Annotated in this window: 16 protein-coding genes; 9 read left to right on the plus strand and 7 right to left on the minus strand. The window is 73.1% G+C overall.

Features of this window, described 5'->3' with window-relative positions; all coding sequences use genetic code 11:
* Nucleotides 1-15 precede the first annotated feature (15 nt).
* Nucleotides 16-720 carry a GntR family transcriptional regulator gene (locus tag ACY0PA_RS09145; RefSeq protein ID WP_473084175.1) on the minus strand — a complete coding sequence of 235 codons (705 nt, stop codon included), beginning with the start codon at nucleotides 718-720 and terminating at the stop codon, nucleotides 16-18.
* Nucleotides 721-879: 159 nt separating this feature from the next.
* On the opposite strand from ACY0PA_RS09145, the gene ACY0PA_RS09150 reads away from it, so the two are divergent.
* The 5 genes from ACY0PA_RS09150 to ACY0PA_RS09170 are packed head-to-tail and all read left to right on the plus strand — an operon-like array spanning nucleotide 880 to nucleotide 5343.
* Complete coding sequence (locus ACY0PA_RS09150) at nucleotides 880-2181, plus strand: MFS transporter (protein ID WP_473084176.1); 1302 nt, start codon at nucleotides 880-882, stop codon at nucleotides 2179-2181.
* Nucleotides 2178-3035, plus strand: a complete 858-nt coding sequence (locus tag ACY0PA_RS09155) for a putative hydro-lyase (RefSeq protein ID WP_473084177.1) — start codon at nucleotides 2178-2180, stop codon at nucleotides 3033-3035. Before ACY0PA_RS09150 ends, ACY0PA_RS09155 begins: the two co-directional genes overlap by 4 nt.
* Before the next feature lie 33 nt (nucleotides 3036-3068).
* On the plus strand, nucleotides 3069-3860 hold the full coding sequence (locus tag ACY0PA_RS09160; protein ID WP_473084178.1) for a LamB/YcsF family protein: 792 nt from the start codon (nucleotides 3069-3071) through the stop codon (nucleotides 3858-3860).
* Nucleotides 3857-4477 carry a 5-oxoprolinase subunit B family protein gene (locus tag ACY0PA_RS09165; protein ID WP_473084179.1) on the plus strand — a complete coding sequence of 207 codons (621 nt, stop codon included), beginning with the start codon at nucleotides 3857-3859 and terminating at the stop codon, nucleotides 4475-4477. The genes ACY0PA_RS09160 and ACY0PA_RS09165 overlap by 4 nt, the downstream gene beginning before the upstream one ends.
* Nucleotides 4474-5343, plus strand: coding sequence for a 5-oxoprolinase subunit C family protein (locus tag ACY0PA_RS09170; RefSeq protein WP_473084180.1), 870 nt, complete (start codon nucleotides 4474-4476; stop codon nucleotides 5341-5343). The genes ACY0PA_RS09165 and ACY0PA_RS09170 overlap by 4 nt, the downstream gene beginning before the upstream one ends.
* Before the next feature lie 109 nt (nucleotides 5344-5452).
* Here ACY0PA_RS09170 and ACY0PA_RS09175 read toward each other — a convergent pair whose 3' ends face one another.
* The 5 genes from ACY0PA_RS09175 to ACY0PA_RS09195 all read right to left on the minus strand — a co-directional run bounded on the left by ACY0PA_RS09175 (nucleotide 5453) and on the right by ACY0PA_RS09195 (nucleotide 10875).
* Nucleotides 5453-6310 carry an SGNH/GDSL hydrolase family protein gene (locus ACY0PA_RS09175; RefSeq protein ID WP_473084181.1) on the minus strand — a complete coding sequence of 286 codons (858 nt, stop codon included), beginning with the start codon at nucleotides 6308-6310 and terminating at the stop codon, nucleotides 5453-5455.
* A complete protein-coding gene (locus ACY0PA_RS09180; protein ID WP_473084182.1) occupies nucleotides 6307-7524 on the minus strand; it encodes a glycosyltransferase in 1218 nt (405 codons plus the stop codon). The genes ACY0PA_RS09175 and ACY0PA_RS09180 overlap by 4 nt, the downstream gene beginning before the upstream one ends.
* On the minus strand, nucleotides 7521-8645 hold the full coding sequence (locus ACY0PA_RS09185) for a glycosyltransferase family 4 protein (RefSeq protein WP_473084183.1): 1125 nt from the start codon (nucleotides 8643-8645) through the stop codon (nucleotides 7521-7523). The genes ACY0PA_RS09180 and ACY0PA_RS09185 overlap by 4 nt, the downstream gene beginning before the upstream one ends.
* A 140-nt stretch (nucleotides 8646-8785) precedes the next feature.
* Nucleotides 8786-10204 (minus strand): HEAT repeat domain-containing protein, encoded by a 1419-nt coding sequence (locus tag ACY0PA_RS09190; RefSeq protein ID WP_473084184.1) that lies wholly within the window; start codon nucleotides 10202-10204, stop codon nucleotides 8786-8788.
* A 278-nt stretch (nucleotides 10205-10482) separates the two neighbouring features.
* Complete coding sequence (locus ACY0PA_RS09195; protein WP_473084185.1) at nucleotides 10483-10875, minus strand: ankyrin repeat domain-containing protein; 393 nt, start codon at nucleotides 10873-10875, stop codon at nucleotides 10483-10485.
* A gap of 282 nt (nucleotides 10876-11157) precedes the next feature.
* Between ACY0PA_RS09195 and ACY0PA_RS09200 the strand changes: the two genes are divergently transcribed.
* Both ACY0PA_RS09200 and ACY0PA_RS09205 read left to right on the plus strand, forming a co-directional pair.
* A complete protein-coding gene (locus ACY0PA_RS09200; RefSeq protein ID WP_473084186.1) occupies nucleotides 11158-11352 on the plus strand; it encodes a hypothetical protein in 195 nt (64 codons plus the stop codon).
* A gap of 37 nt (nucleotides 11353-11389) precedes the next feature.
* Nucleotides 11390-13000 (plus strand): hypothetical protein, encoded by a 1611-nt coding sequence (locus tag ACY0PA_RS09205; protein WP_473084187.1) that lies wholly within the window; start codon nucleotides 11390-11392, stop codon nucleotides 12998-13000.
* A gap of 18 nt (nucleotides 13001-13018) precedes the next feature.
* On the opposite strand, the gene ACY0PA_RS09210 is transcribed toward ACY0PA_RS09205, so the two are convergent.
* A complete protein-coding gene (locus ACY0PA_RS09210) occupies nucleotides 13019-14518 on the minus strand; it encodes an SCO1417 family PLP biosynthesis transcription factor (RefSeq protein WP_473084188.1) in 1500 nt (499 codons plus the stop codon).
* Between the two features lie 99 nt (nucleotides 14519-14617).
* Between ACY0PA_RS09210 and yczE the strand changes: the two genes are divergently transcribed.
* Together yczE and ACY0PA_RS09220 are read left to right on the plus strand one after the other, a co-directional pair.
* A complete protein-coding gene (gene yczE, locus ACY0PA_RS09215; RefSeq protein ID WP_473084189.1) occupies nucleotides 14618-15286 on the plus strand; it encodes a membrane protein YczE in 669 nt (222 codons plus the stop codon).
* Nucleotides 15283-16050: a glycerophosphodiester phosphodiesterase family protein gene (locus ACY0PA_RS09220; protein ID WP_473084190.1), complete on the plus strand. Its 768-nt coding sequence runs from the start codon at nucleotides 15283-15285 to the stop codon at nucleotides 16048-16050. The genes yczE and ACY0PA_RS09220 overlap by 4 nt, the downstream gene beginning before the upstream one ends.
* Nucleotides 16051-16091: the final 41 nt, after the last annotated feature.

A 16091-nucleotide genomic window follows, 5' to 3' on the forward strand; every position in this document is an offset into this window, starting at 1 on the left:
CGGGAACGGTGGCTGTCAGGCGTCCGGCCGTTCGCCTTCCGCGACCCGTCGGCCGTACACGTCGACCAGACCCTCGCGGGAGTCGTCGAGGTACTGGGAGAGCAGCCGCTCGGCGTCGTCGCGGCGCCCCGCCTCCAGGGTCTCGAGGATCTCCTTGTTGCGGGCGAGATAGGGCTCGTGCAGGCGGCGGGGGTCGTCCACGACGTGGAACGCGAGGCGCAGTTCGGCGAAGACGCTGCGCATCAGCTCGTCGGTCCGCGCGCTGCCCGCGAGTGCCACGAGCTCCCGGTGGAAGTGGATGTTGGCGGTGGAGACGCCCTTCCACTCCCGTGCCTTGGCGGCGCGGTGCCCGTCGGCGACCGCGTCGGCCACGGCGCCGAGGTCGTACGGGGGCCGGCCGAGGCCGCGTACGACGGCGCACTCGACGAGGCGGCGCGTGAGGTAGATGTCCTCGACGTCCTCGACGGTGAGCACGCGCACGAAGACGCCGCGGTTGAGCTGGTGCACGAGGAGCCGCTCGTGGGTGAGCAGCCGGAACGCCTCGCGCAGCGTGTTGCGCGAGACGCCGAGTGCGCCGCCGATGCTGTCCTCCGACAGGCGCGTCCCGGGCGGGAAGTACCCCTCCGCGATGCGGCTCCTGAGGATGTCCGCGACCCGCTCGGCGGTGCTGGTGCGCCCCAGGAGCGCGCGGTCGTCCGCCAGTCCGTTCAGTTCGGCCACGCCCGAATTCAAGCGCAGATACCAGAACGAAACAACATGGGTATTGAGGGATCGTTCAACGATCCTCTACCTTGGCGGACAGGCGCTGTTCCCCGCACGGACCGCGCCCATCGGTTCAGCTCACTCAGGAAGCACCCAATCCCCTCCTGCGAGGTGCCCATGAGCACGACCCCACCGCCCGACGCGACCGTGACCGACTCCCCCGCACGCCCTGGTGAACTCCCGCCCTCCGAGGGCACGTTCGGATGGCTGCGCGATCTCGGCCCGCGCGGCCGACGCGCCTTCGGGGGCGCCTTCGGCGGCTATGCGCTCGACTCGTACGACTACTTCACGCTGCCACTGAGCATGGTCGCGCTGGCCGCGTACTTCGGTCTCGACAGCGGCCAGACCGGCCTGCTGACGACGGTCACGCTCGTCGTCTCCGCGGTCGGCGGCGCCGTCGCCGGAGTGGTGGCGGACCGCATCGGCCGCGTGAAGGCCCTGCTGATCACGGTCATCACGTACGCGGTCTTCACCGTGGCCTGCGGCTTCGCCCCCAACTACGAGACACTGCTGGTCTTCCGCGCCCTCCAGGGCCTCGGCTTCGGCGGCGAGTGGGCGGTCGGCGCGATCCTCGTCGCCGAGTACGCCACGGCCAGGAACCGCGGCCGCACCCTGGGAGCGGTGCAGAGCGCGTGGGCGGTCGGCTGGGCGCTCGCCGCGGTCGTCTACACCCTGGTGTTCCAGTTCCTCGGCAACGACCTCGCGTGGCGCGTGATGTTCTGGACCGGGGCGCTCCCCGCGCTCCTCGTCCTGTGGGTACGGCGCCGCGTGCACGACGCCCCCAAGGCGACCGAACAGCTGGGCACGAGTGCGCAGAAGGGCTCCTTCTCGGCCATCTTCGCTCCGGGCCTTCGGCGCGTCACCCTGTTCGCCGTCCTCCTGTCGACGGGTGTCCAGGGCGGCTACTACACACTCGCCACCTGGGTGCCCACGTACCTCAAGACGGAACGCGGCCTGACCGTCGTCGGCACGGGCGGCTATCTCACGTTCCTGATCTCCGGCGCCTTCGCCGGCTATCTGACCGGGGGCTATCTCACCGACCGTCTCGGCCGTAAGCGGAACATCACGCTCTTCGCGGTGCTGTCCGCGGCGAGCATCGCCGCCTACACGAGCATTCCCGACGGGTCCAACGGCCTTCTCCTTGTGCTCGGTTTCCCGCTCGGCTTCTGTATGTCGGCCATTTTCAGCGGCTTCGGCTCGTTCCTCAGCGAGCTCTACCCGACGGCCGTGCGCGGCACGGGACAGGGCTTCACGTACAACACCGGGCGTGCCGTCGGAGCGGTCTTCCCCACGCTCGTCGGGTACCTCGCCGACAGCTGGGGTGTGGGCGGCGCCCTGATCTTCGGTGCGGTGGGGTACGCACTCGCTGTGATCGCCCTCTTCGGGCTGCCCGAGACCCGTGGAAGGGAGCTCCTGTGAACCGCACGCAGGACCGCGCCACGGAGTCCGTCACTCCCGACTCGCCCCCGACCGGCACGGAACTCGTCGACGGCCACGCGCACGCGTGGAGCCCGGCCGAGGCCCGCGCCCGCATCCGCGCCGGCGCCTCGGGGCCGACCGCGGGCTGGTCGCGCGGCCACACGCAGGCCAACCTCATCTCGGTCCCCGCCGACTGGGCCTACGAAATGCTGCTGTTCTGCCAGCGCAACCCCAAGCCCTGTCCCGTACTGGACGTCACGGACGCGGGGGCCTGGACCACCCCGCTGGCTCCCGGCGCCGATCTGCGTACCGACCTGCCGCGCTACCGGGTGTGGGAGCACGGCGAGCTGACCGACGAGCCCACGGACGTCGTACGCCACTGGCGCGACGACCTCGTGTCGTTCCTCATCGGGTGCAGCTTCACGTTCGAGTGGGCGCTGTCCGAGGCCGGTGTGCCGATGCGCCACATCGAACAGGGCCTCAACGTCGCGATGTACACGACCAGCCGCCAGTGCCGGCCCGCCGGGCGGCTCCAGGGGCCGATGGTGGTGTCGATGCGCCCGGTCCCGCCGGAGCATCTCGCGGCGGCGATCCGGGAGAGCGCGCTGCTGCCCGCCGTCCATGGCAGCCCGGTGCACTGCGGTGAGCCGTCCGGGCTCGGCATCGAGGATCTCGGGCGGCCGGACTTCGGCGATCCCGTGGCCGCGCAGCAGGGCGACATCCCGGTGTTCTGGGCGTGCGGCGTCACTCCCCAGGCCGCGGTGATGGCCTCCCGGCCGCCGTTCGCCATCACGCACGCGCCCGGCCGGATGTTCCTGACCGACGCGCGCGACGAGAAGTACCGCGTCGCCTGATCCCGCAACACCCCACCGGAAGAAGAGGGTTCCATGACCTCACTGACCACGCAGGCCCCACCCGCGGCCGTGACCATCGACCTCAACGCCGACCTCGGCGAGGGCTTCGGCCGCTGGCGCCTCACCGACGACGAGCAGCTCCTGTCCGTCGTCACGAGCGCCAACGTGGCCTGCGGCTTCCACGCCGGGGACGCGGCCACGATGCGCCGCGTGTGCGCCCTCGCGGCCGAGCATGGTGTCCGGGTCGGCGCCCAGGTCTCGTACCGGGATCTGGCGGGTTTCGGGCGGCGCGCCATGGACGTGCCGCCCGACGAGCTGGCGGCCGAAGTGGCGTACCAGATCGGCGCCTTGGAGGTCTTCACGCGCGCGGCGGGCACGCGGGTGGCCTACGTCAAGCCGCACGGAGCGCTCTACAACCGTGTCGTCCACGACGAGGAACAGGCCCGCGCGGTCGTCGACGGCGTCCGCCTCGCGGATGACACCCTGCCCGTCCTCGGACTGCCCGGGTCACATCTCCTGAAGGTGGCGGGCGAGGCCGGACTGCCCGTGGTGACCGAGGCGTTCGCGGACCGGGCCTACACCGCGCGGGGCACGCTCGTGCCGCGCGGCAGCGAGGGCGCCGTGGTGACGGACCCCGAGTCCGTGGTCGAGCGGTCCGTCGGCCTGGCCCGCTTCGGAACGGTCGCCTCACACGACGGCGAGCGGATCTCCGTACGCGCGCGGTCTCTGTGCCTGCACGGGGACACCCCGGGCGCGGTGGACCTCGCCCGACGGGTACGGGCGCAACTGGAGTCGGCGGGAGTCCGGGTGGAGGCCTTCGCATGAAGGCCCTTCCGGTCGGCGACCGGGCCCTGCTCATCGAGGTCTGCGGAGGCGAGGAGGCCGCGGCGCTCCATGCCGAGCTGCTGCGCCGCCGCGCCGCGGGCGAGCTGCGCGTACGCGAGATCGTGCCCGCGGCCCGCACGGTCCTCCTCGACGGCCTCGACGAACCCGCGGGCGGGCTCGCCGCGCAGCTGCCTCACTGGGAGCTCCCGCGGCTGCCTCCGCGCGCGGACGACGCCGTGCACCTCCCCGTCCGCTACGACGGTCCCGACCTGGCGGACGTCGCCGCGCTGTGGGGCGTCGCTGTCGAGGAGGTGCCGCGCATCCACGCGGAGGCCGAATTCCGGGTGGCCTTCTGCGGGTTCGCGCCCGGCTTCGGCTATCTGACGGGGCTGCCGGCCCGCTACGACGTGCCGCGCCGGACGACGCCGCGCACGTCCGTCCCCGCGGGCTCCGTGGCGCTCGCGGGGCCTTACACGGGTGTGTACCCGCGCTCGTCGCCCGGCGGCTGGCAGCTGATCGGGACGACGGACACCGTGCTGTGGGACCACGCGCGCGTGCCCGCCGCGCTCCTCGCCCCGGGGACCCGGGTCCGTTTCGTGCCGGAGGTGACCGCGTGACGGACCGTGCCATGGCCGTCGTCCGGGCCGGAGCGCTGACCACCGTGCAGGACGAGGGCCGGCCCGGGCACGCGCATCTCGGGGTGCCGCACTCCGGCGCGCTCGACCTCCCGGCGGCCCGCCTCGCCAACCGCCTCGTCGGCAACCCGCGCGGGGCCGCCGTCCTGGAGACCACCCTCAACGGATGTGCCGTACAGCCGCGTTGTGATGTGACGGTGGCCGTGGTGGGCGCGCCGTGCGCGATGACGGTGGACGGGCGTCCGGTCGCCTGGGGCACGCCGGTACGGGTCCCTGCCGGGGCGCTCCTCGACCTCGGACCCGCGCTCTGCGGAGTACGCAGTTACGCGGCGTTCGCCGGTGGGGTGGCCGTCGAGCCGGTCCTCGGCAGCCGGTCGACCGACCTGCTCTCCGGGCTCGGCCCCGCCCCCCTCGCGGACGGCACGGTGCTCCCGCTGGGCACGGTGTCGTCGGCGCACGCGCGCGTGGACGTGGCCCCGCAGCCGGCGCCGCCCCGCGAACTGGTGCTGCGGATCTCGCTCGGGCCGCGCGCGGACTGGTTCACGGCGGCGTCCCTGCGGACGCTGACCACGCGCGCGTACCACGTGTCGTCGGCGAGCAACCGCATCGGCCTGCGCACACAGGGCCCGCCGCTGCTCAGGGCATCGGAGGGTGAACTCCCCAGTGAGGGAATGGTCCTGGGAGCCGTACAGGTACCGCCGGACGGCAGGCCGGTCGTGTTCCTCGCCGACCACCCGACAACGGGCGGCTATCCCGTGGTCGCCGTCGTCCGCCAGGCAGACCTGCCCGCCGCGGCACAGGCGACCCCTGGCACACCGGTCCGTTTTGTCCTGGCGGCGGGCCGCTGACGGAAGACCCCACAGCGACCGCCGGCCACCGGAATACCGGGCCACCGAGCCGCCGTCGCGTGGTGCCCCACACGCCCCTCACCACGTCACCTCACCCGCCGTCCGCCCCTCACGCCGCGTCCGCCTGTTCCACGGCCGCCAGCGCCGCGAGCGCCGAGACCACCGAGCTGGACGCCCGCAGGTCGAGGCGGGCGCTGGTACCGCGGGCCCGGTGGCGCAGTTCGTCCGCGGCGAGGGTGAGGAGCTGGGGGAGCAGGTCGGTGCACCGCCGTGCGACCCAGCCCGTGCCCGCCGTGGCGAGCCACAACAGGCTCGCCGAGCGCGTGGGCGCGGGCCGTTCGGGCTGCTGCGACGGCGGTGTGCCCTGGGCGCGCCCGTCGGCCGCGAGCAGGGCGTGGAACCGCGCGGCGAGCATGCGGTGCCCCCGTTCGCCGGGGTGCAGCCGGTCCGCGCTCCACATGGCACGGTCGGCGACCCATGCCCCCTCGGCCGCGTGCAGATGCACGGCGCCGTAGCGCTCGGACAGGGCGTGGACGACCGAGTTCACCGCCTGCTGGCGCCTCGCGAGAGGCTGGCCGAGCAGACCGGGCAGCCCCAGCATGGTGCCGGGGTCGGGCAGGCACGCCGTGAGCAGGACCGCGCCCTGCTCCGTGAACGCCGCGTACACATGGTCGAGGCGGGCGGCCACGGCGTGGATGTCGAACGTGCGGCGCAGGGTGTCGTTCACGCCCACGAGGACGGAGACGATGTCGGGCCTCAGGGCGAGCGCCTCCGGCATCTGACGGCCAAGGACGTCATGCGTCTGGGCGCCGCTCGCCGCGAAGTTGCGGAACTCCACGGGCATGCCGTCCGGGGCAAGCCCGGCACAGAGCAGCGCGGCCCAGCCCCGCCAGCCGTCGCCGACCGGGTCGCCGAGCCCTTCGGTGAGGGAGTCACCCAGGGCGACGAACCGCAGGACCGCGCTCATACGGCATCCCGCCCGCTCACCCGTACAGGCACGTCGGCCGTCCCCAGGAGAGACACGTCGGCGGTCGTCTGGCGCGGCACGTCGGCCGTCACCCGTACCGCGTCATGCGCCTGCAGGAAGGCGTCCACCGCGGCGTCCCATCCGAAGCACTCGGCACGCGCGCGTGCCGCCTCGCGGCGTTCGTCCCTGGGCCGCGCGACGAGCTCATCGACCGCGACGGCGAAGGCCTCGCCGGTGTCCTGCGCGACTCCCCCGGCGGGGCCCACGACCTCGGGCAGCGCCGACGACGCGCTGGCGACGACGGGAGTGCCACAGGCCATGGCCTCGAGCGCGGCGAGCCCGAACGTCTCCGCCGGACCCGGCGCGAGACACACGTCGGCGGCGGCCTGCAACGCCGCGAGTTGCCCGCGGTCGGCCACGTGCCCGAGGAACGTCACCGGCAACCTCCGTGCGCGCGCCTGCTGTTCGAGCCGGGCCCGCAACGGCCCGTCCCCGGCGACGACGAGCACCGCCTGCGTCCCGCGGCGGCGGAGCGCGGCCAGGGCGTCGAGCGCGGTGCCGGGCCGCTTCTCCACGGAGAGCCGCGAGCACATGACGAGCAGCGCCTCGCCCACGCGCGCGTACCGCTCCCGCACGGCCGGGTCCCGCAGGCTCGGACGGCACCGCTCCAGATCGACGCCGAGCGGGGCGCGCACGACGTTGCGCGCCCCGATGCGGATGAACTCGCGCTCCGCGTACTCGGTCGTGCACACCACGCGCGCGTAGGCGTGCGCGGTGCGGGAGTTGAGCGCGTCGGCGGCGCGCAGGGCGAACTTCTCGGGAAGTCCCCAGGTCCGCAGGACCCCGTCGGCCGTCTCGTGGGACACCATCACGGCGGGCACCCGGGCGCGCCGCGCCCACTCCCCCGTCCACCTCAGCGTCGTGCGGTCGGACACCTCGATACGGTCGGGAGCGAGGCGTTCGAGCAGTTCGCTCACGCGCCGCCGGTCGGTGAGGACGCGGTAGCCGCCGGTGCCGGGAAGCGGCGTCCCCGGCAGCCTGATGACGCGGCCCTGCGCGCTGTCGTGCTCGTCGGCCCGCTCTCCCGGAACGATCAGGACGGGCTCGTGCCCGGCGGCGCGGTAGCCGGCGCCCAACTCCCGCAGGGCGGTGCGCAGTCCGCCCGAGGAGGGCGCGACGAAGTTGGCGAGACGTACGATCCGCAGCCCGCTCATGCCGCCACCGCCGTCCGCGCGTCGAGGACCTCTTCGTAGTGGCCGACGAGTTGGTCCCCGACAGCCGCCCAGGTCCGCCCTTCGACCGTGCTGCGGCCGGCCGCCCCGTAGGCGAGGCGGCGCAGCGGGTCAGCGGCGAGCGACCAGACGGCGTCGCGTACGGCGGCCGGGTCGCCGGGTGCGACGAGGAGCCCGGTCCGGCTGTGTGCGACGAGGTCCAGCGGCCCTCCGGCGGCGGGCGCGATCACCGGCACGCCACTGGCCATGGCCTCCTGCACGGTCTGGCAGAACGTCTCGTAGGGGCCCGTGTGGGCGAAGATGTCCAATGAGGCGAAAATGCGGGCGAGTTCGGCGCCGGTGCGGCGGCCGAGGAAGACGGCGCCGGGGAGTGCCTCGCGCAGGCCGGGCTCGCTGGGGCCGTCGCCGACGACGACCACGCGCACGCCGTCGAGGGCGCACGCGCCGGCCAGCAGGTCGACTTGTTTCTCCGGGGCGAGCCGGCCCACGTAGCCGACGATCAGCTCGCCGTCGGGCGCGAGTTCGCGCCGCAGGGCTTCGTCGCGCAGGTCGGGCCGGAAGCGGACGGTGTCCACCCCTCGCGGCCAGAGCCGCACGCGGGGCACCCCGTGCACCTCCAGGTCGTGCACGGCGGCGCTGGACGGGGCGAGTGTGCGGTCGGCGGAACCGTGGACGCTGCGGATCCGCCGCCACGCGGTGGCCTCACCTGCCCCCATGTACGTACGGGCGTAGCCGGCGAGGTCGGTCTGGTAGACGGCGACGGCGGGGATCCGCAGCCGTGAGGCGGCGGCCATGCCGCGCACGCCGAGGATGAACGGGCTGGCCAGATGGACGAGTTCGGCGCCGTGCGCGGCCAGGGCCGCCGCGACCCGGCGGCTCGGCAGCGCCACCCGGACCTGCGGGTAGCCCGGCAGCGGCAGGGAGGGCACCCGTACGACGGGGCAGGGGGCATCGGTGTCGGTGTCAGGGCCCGGCGCGGTGGCCGGGGCGATGACGAGGGGGTCGTGACCGCGCGCGGCGAGGTGCCGGGCGGTCTGCAGGGCGCAGTGAGCCACACCGTTGATGTCGGGGGGAAAGGACTCGGTGACGATGACGACACGCATACCGGTGTTGTCGTCGCGTCGAGCGTGGGCACGTCAACGTGGATCTTTCCTGGCGAGGAACGTCCCATGAGCGTTGGCCCTCGCTCGCCGCCGGCCGGGAGGCAGCGTCCATCGCGCGTTGCCTCCCGGAAAGCCGCCGGTCACAAAGCCGTCGCGTCGGGGCCTATTCTGCTGCGCACCGCGGTCTGCACCTCGGCCTCCTCGGCCGGGTCGGCGGCGAGTCTTCTGAGCTGGTCCACGACGCGCGCGTCGCCTGTCTCCGCGTGGCGCGCGGCGACTTCGCGGGTGGATTCCTCGCAGTCCCACAGGCATTCGACGGCGAATCCTGCGGCGAAGGAGGGGTCGGTGGCGGCGAGGGCCCTGGCGGCGTGGCCGCGCAGGTGGGACGAGGCGGTCTCTCTGTAGACGTGGCGCAGAACGGGGGCGGCGCCGGCGATGCCGAGGCGTCCCGCCCCGTCGACCAGGGGCCACAAGGCCGGTGCGTCGGCGCCTTCGCCGCGCACCGCCTCGCGCAGGGCGGCCAGGACCGGTTCGGCGTCCTGGGCTCCGCCGCGGCAGGCGAGCATACGTCCCGCGGCGGCACCGAGGGCGTCGGGCCTGGGGGCCCAGCGGCGGGCACGCTCCAGGGAGGCGACCGTCCGCATGCGTTCGAAGGCGTCGAGGGCGGCGTCCACCACGGCGTGCGAGGGGCTCTCCACGGCGGCCTCGATCAGATCGAGGACGTCGGGATCATGGGTGTCGGCGAGATAGCGCAGGGCCGTGCTGCGGGCGCCGTCGTGCCCGGTGAGCGCGGCCTGGACGATCTCGGCCCTGTCGTCGGGTCCGGCGACGGCGGTCAGGCAGCGCGCGGCGGGCACGTACAGGACGGCTCCGCGTTCGAGGCCTTCCTGGGCCCAGTCGAAGACGGCCCGCACGCTCCAGCCGGGGCGTGGCCCGGCGGGGCGCATCTGGCGCTGCCACTGGTCGAAGGAGCCGCGTTCCTGGGCGGCGCGCACGCGGGCGCCGATGGCTTCCCTGGGGTCGTCGGCCCACAGCCGCCAGGGGCGCGGTTCATAGGCGTCGCGCACGGCGGCGGCGAGTTCGGCGTCGCCCTCGGGGTCCTCGGGGAATCTGTCGAGGATGGGGGCGGCGAGCACGCGCAGCCCCGCGTCGTCGTCGCGCAGGGCCAGCTCGTCGAGCGCCCAGGCCCAGCTGGACCCGAAGGCGGCGTAGCGGCGCAGCAGCTCCAGGGCGTCGCGCCTGCCGTACGAGGCGAGGTGGCCGAGGACCGCGAGCGCGAGGCCCGTGCGTGACTCGTCCGTATTGAGGACGTCGTCGGGGTCGAAGAGGTGGCGCTCGATCTCCCCGAGCTCTCCGTGGAGGTCGAGGTAGAGGCGGGCGTAGTAGAGCGAGCGGTTCTCCACCTGCCAGTCGTGGCGGGGGTCGCTCAGCACACAGTGGTTCAGAGCCGCGAGCGCTTCGGCGCGCGGCGCCGTCAACGCGTGCAGGGTGCCGTCGCCGCGGCCCCTCTGCAGCAGGCCGAGCAGCGTACCGCTGGGCGCTATGACCGGATCGAACATGGGAAACAGCCTCACATCAAGCGTCGACGCAACCGGGGGAACCGCACTACCTGGCCGCGTGACAACACTGCGGGGCGCCCGCCGTCTCTTGCTTGCTGTAGACCATCTTCCTCTGCCTCTCGTCCGTGGTCCGAATCGGACCGTTCACGGCCCACGCGGTGTGGCACCATCTGCCCCGCCGTCGCGTCCGTGAATCACGTCGTCATGATGACCCAGCGGTTCTTCTCGCCGCGACCACATTTCCTGCTCCCCCGTTCTGCCTGGTCAATGGCGGTGTCTCAGGAAGCGCCGAAGAGCTCCACAAGCTCCGCCTTGCCGAACATGCGGGCGGTGTCGACCGCCGACGGAGTTCCCGCCGCCGGGTCGGCCCCGCCGTCGAGCAGTGCCCGGATCACGTCGTCCGCGCCCTTGAAAACAGCGCCCGCGAGCGGGGTCTGGCCCCGGTCGTTGGCTCGGTCGGCGTCGGCGCCGCGGGCGAGCAGCGCGCGGACGGCCTCGGCGTGCCCGTGATAGGCGGCGAGCATCACCAGAGAGTCGCCACGGTCGTTCGTGAGGTCCGGGGATACGCCGGCGTCGACATAGGCAGCGAGCTGTCCGCTCTCACCCCGGCGCGCAAGATCAAAGATCTTGGTAGCCAGTTCCACGACCTCGGGGTCGGGGACTTCGCTCATCGGAACAGACCGCCTTTGCGTATACGGAGTGCTACGACCGTGCGGCCGTACGAGTGAATCGACAGAGTACTGCCCGGTTCAGCACATGAGCAGCGGCGACCGAGGCAAAGATCACGAAGAGCCCTGACGGCCGAACACCACACACCCAGGAGGCTCACGGGGCGCCTGCCGAACGGGTGAAATCAAGAATATTCCACCCGTTTGCACCTTTTATCGTATAGATACATGCTGTGATCCTGGAAGGACTCATGGTGACTGTCCCCATCAACCAGGAGAACTCAAATGATCCTGTCCATCTCAGGCGTGGTGCTGCTCGGAGTCGTCGTCTTCCTCTTCTTCCGCAAAGACGGACTCAAAGCCTCGCACGGCCTGACCTGCGCCCTCTTCGGGTTCTACCTCTCGGGCACCGCCATCGCCCCGAGCATCAAGGCCGGAGGCGCGAGCCTGGCCAGCCTGCTCGGCGGGATCAAGTTCTGACCCCCTCCCCCCTCGCACGTGACTTCAGGAGGCAGACGTGGCCCGGCGCCCCCTCCCCCGCATTCTGAGCAACGGCAGCGCCCCCATCGCCCGGAGCCGGGAACTGGCACGGACGGCAGCCGACGGGGCCATCGACGTACTCCATCCCCTGATCACGATCACCAAGGGCCTGGGCCGCCTGGCATCCGCCGGACGGCACAAGTGGGCCGACACCCCCAAGGACCGGCGCGGACCGCTGCTGTTCCTGATGGCGGCCGTGGTGCTGGTCGTGGTGCTGATTCCGTACGGGCCGCTGCTGGCGCTCATCACCCTGATGGCAGCGGCCGCATGGAAGGGCCGGGACCAGACGCCGCCGGCGCCCACCGGTCCCGACGAGTCCCAGGTCAAGCGGCTCACCGCGCTCTACGAGGCGCTCGTCCCGTACTTCTCCGTCCCAGAGGACCCGAGCCCGCTCTACGCCCACGGCGGCGACTGGGAGAAGGCCTTCGAGTCGTACGACTTCGACGACGACGGGCGCGTCTCACGGTTCGTGCTGCACTACCCGGCGTACTTCACGGACGGTGAGGCCGACTCCCGCGCCCGTATCGAGCAGCTCCTGCACGCCAAGTCGGGCCGGGGCCGCGAGTACCACTTCGAGTGGGACGAGGAGGGCAACCAGCTGACGGTCACCGTCATGCCCCCGCTGCCCACCGACATCGCCGCCCAGCGATTCGTCACGGCACCGGGCGAAATGGTCCTCGGCTTCACCGACGCGAGCGGTACCCAGCGGACCCTGCCCCTCGGTGACGGCGACGAGCGGCGCGACGTACCGCCCGTCGTCTGGCGTACAGGGATGCGCTCCACCGAGCCGCACCTCCTCGCCGTCGGCCACCCCGGCAGCGGGACCACCTCACTCCTGCGCTCGATCGCGCTCCAGGCCCTCCAGCACGGTGACGTCCTCATCGTGGAGGGCAACGGAACGGGCGACTACGCGTGCCTCACCGGACGCAGCGGTGTCCTGGCCGTCGAGTGCGGGCTCGCCGGCGCCCTGGCCAGCCTGGAATGGGCGGCCCACGAGACGGAGCGGCGCCTGATCGCCGCGAACCGGGCGCGCCAGGCCGGCCACCCCGCGCCGGACGACACCCGGCGTCCCCTGTGGATCCTGCTCGACCGGCCCAGCGTCCTCGGTCATCTGGCCGCGGCCGACGGGCGCAAGGACCCTCAGACCCTGCTCCAGGTCCCCCTGCGGCACGGGCGCGCGGCCAACGTCACGGTCGTCGTGGCGGACCAGTTCGACAGCCTCGACTCCCTGACCGACACCGTCTGTCAGCACACACGCGCGCGCGTGGTGCTCGGCCCGGCCACGTACGACCAGATCGAGGACGTCCTCGGGGTCGCGCCCCACACGACGCCCATCCCGGACGTCCCCGCCGGACGGGGCTACGCGCGCCTCGGCGCGGGGGCCGTGCACCGCCTCCAGGTGCCGGCCACCCCCGACCCGTACGACGACGCGACGAGTGACGCGCACCGGCAAGCGGTGCTCGGGCTGCTCCCGCAGCGGACGACGTCTGCCGACGACAGCCCCGAGCCCGAGCCGGTCGAAGCGGCCGAGCAGGTCCACGTCGTGGAAGCGGTGGGTACGGTGCAGACGGTCGCCGCCGAGGGGTGACGGCCGGCCCCACCGGCCCTATGCGATGAGCGTCCGCGGCGGCTCCGCCCCGGACGCTCCGCCTTCCCGCACCAGCCGCGCCGCCGCCGCGAGCCGCACCGCAGCCTCGTCGGCGACCGCCCCGGAGACCGTGAACGGCAGTCGCACGTACCCCTCGAAGGCGCCGTCCACCCCGAAGCGGGGGCCCGAGGGGACCCGTACGCCGACGCGTTCGCCGACCTCCGCGAGCCGCGACCCCGACAGGCCTCCGGCACGCACCCACAGCGTCAGACCGCCGACCGGCACGTCGAACTCCCAGTCGGGCAGCTCGCGGCGCAGCGCGGCGACCAGCGCAGTGCTGTTGTCCCGGGCCTGGCTGCGGCGCAGCTGAACGGCCTCCTCCCAACCGCCGGTGCTGAGCAGCCAGTTCACGGCAAGCTGCTCCACGACCGGGGTGCCGAGGTCGGCGTAGGCGCGCGCTGCCACGAGGCTGCGGATCACATCGGGCGCCGCCCGCACCCAGCCGATGCGCATGCCCGCCCAGAACGCCTTGCTCGCCGAGCCGACCGTGATCACGGTGGAGCCCGCCGGGTCGAACGCGCACACCCGCCGGGGCATGTCCAGGTCGTGGTCGAAGTGGAGCTCGGTCATGGTCTCGTCGACGACGAGCACGGTGCCGGCCGAGCGCGCCGCGTCGACGAGCTGCCTGCGCTGGTCCTCGTCGGCGAGCGCCCCGGTGGGGTTGTGAAAGTCGGCGACGACGTAGGCGAGGCGGGGCGCCGCGTCGCGCAGGACCTGCCGCCAGCGGTCGAGGTCCCATCCCGCGAGTCCCTCGGCCATGGCGACCGGGACGAGCCGGGCGCCCTGCTCGCGCATGAGCTGGAGGATGTTGGCGTACGAGGGCGACTCGACGGCGATGCGCTCGCCGCGGCCCGCGAACAGATGGCAGATCGCGTCGATCGCGCCCATCGCACCGGTGGTCACCATGATCTGCTCGGGCATGGTCGGGATGCCGCGGGCGGTGTAGCGCTCGGCAAGCATCTCGCGCAGGGCGGGCAGGCCGGCCGGGTAGTCGCCGTGGGTGTGCGCGTAGGGCGGGAGTTCACCGAGCGCGCCCTGGACGGCGCGGGTCAGCCAGGGTTCGGGGGCGGGCAGGGCCGCGGTGCCGAGGTCGATCATCGAGCCGAGCGCCTCGGGCGGCAGGGGCTCAAGGCCGCGCGCGGGCAGCGGGTTTCCGGCCGGTACGGCCGTCCAACTGCCCGCTCCCCTGCGAGATTCGAGGAACCCCTCGCCGCGCAGCGCCTCGTAGGCGGCGGCGACGGTCGTGCGGCTGACGGCCAGGGAGACGGCGAGCTCGCGCTCGGCGGGCAGGCGCGCCGCGACGGGTACGCGCCCTTCGAGGACGAGGAGGCGGATGCCGTCGGCGAGGGCGCGGTAGGCGGGCGGGCGGCGGCTGCCGGGGCCCGGGGGGCGCGTCTGCTGGGAGGTGAGCAGCCGGGCGAGCTGGGCCGCGCCGACCGCCGAAGTCCACTGAGCCATGGAGTCCAGTCCACCTTCCCCGAATTGGCCATGGTTGGCCTGTGTTCCCAAGCCACAGAGTGTCACGCGACAGGCCACTACCACCACAGGGGGCTCCACTTGTCCGCGTCGTCCACGCCACCCGGCCCCGGTCTCCCACGGCGCCTTCTCCAGCTCTACGTCGGCCTGGCGCTGTACGGCGTGAGTTCCGGTCTCCTCGTGGAGGCGGGGCTCGGCCTGGAGCCGTGGAACGTGCTCCATCAGGGCCTCGCCGAACTCACAGGGCTCTCCATCGGAGTCGTGTCGATCATCGTGGGCGCCCTGGTGCTGCTCCTGTGGATCCCGATCAAGCAGCGCCCCGGCCTCGGCACCGTCTCGAACGTCTTCGTGGTCGGCATCGCGATGGACGGCGCGCTGGCCGTCGTCCCCGATGTGCACGCCCTCGGGATCCGGATCCCGCTGATGGCGGCGGCGATCGTCCTGAACGGCGCGGCGACGGGCCTCTACATCGCCGCCTCCTTCGGACCGGGCCCGCGCGACGGCCTGATGACCGGGCTGCACCGGCGTACCGGGCGCTCGATCCGGCTGGCGCGCACGACGATCGAGATCGCGGTGGTGGCGACGGGCTTCGCCCTCGGCGGCACCATCGGCGTCGGCACCCTCCTGTACGCCGTGGCGATCGGCCCGCTGGCCCAGGTGTTCCTGAAGGTCTTCGCCGCCCCCGCGCCGCCCGAGGCACCCACCGCGGTTGCCGGCGCGTCACCCGAACGGGCGATACTTCCGCGGTGACCACGCGCGTACGCCATCCGTATCTCGACCGTTCCGGACCGCTGGCCTTCGCCCATCGCGGCGGGACGGCCGACGGCCTGGAGAACACGATGGCGGCGTTCCGGCGCTCCGTGGACCTCGGCTACCGCTATATCGAGACCGATGTGCACGCCACGTCCGACGGCACGCTCGTGGCCTTCCACGACGCGACGCTCGACCGGGTCACGGACGCGGCGGGCCGCATAGCGGACCTGCCCTGGAGCGACGTGCGCCACGCGCGCGTGGCGGGCCGCGAGCCGGTGCCGCTCTTCGAGGAACTCCTGGAGACCTTCCCCGACGTGCGCTGGAACGTGGACGTCAAGGCCGAGCCCGCACTGCTCCCGCTGCTCGACCTGATCGGCCGCACGGACGCCTGGGACCGCGTCTGCGTCGGCTCATTCTCGGAGGCCAGGGTCGCCAGGGCCCAGTCCCTCGGCGGCCCACGCCTCGCCACGTCGTACGGCACGCGTGGCGTGCTCGGCCTGCGGCTGCGGTCCCTCGGGCTGCCCGCGGCGCTGCGGGCTTCGGCGGTGTGCGCCCAAGTACCCGTGGCCCATTCGGGGGTACGAGTCGTCGACCGCCGCTTCGTCCGCGCGGCCCACGCGCGCGGGCTCCAGGTCCATGTGTGGACGGTCAACGACCGCGCACAGATGAGTGAACTCCTCGACCTCGGCGTGGATGGCATCATGACCGATCACATCGAGACGCTGCGTGACATGCTCAAGGACCGGGGAGCCTGGACCTGACGGCTCGCCGGCGGCGTAGGCGTCCGGACACGGGGACAGCG

This window comes from Streptomyces sp. DS1-CR2 (assembly GCF_055760475.1).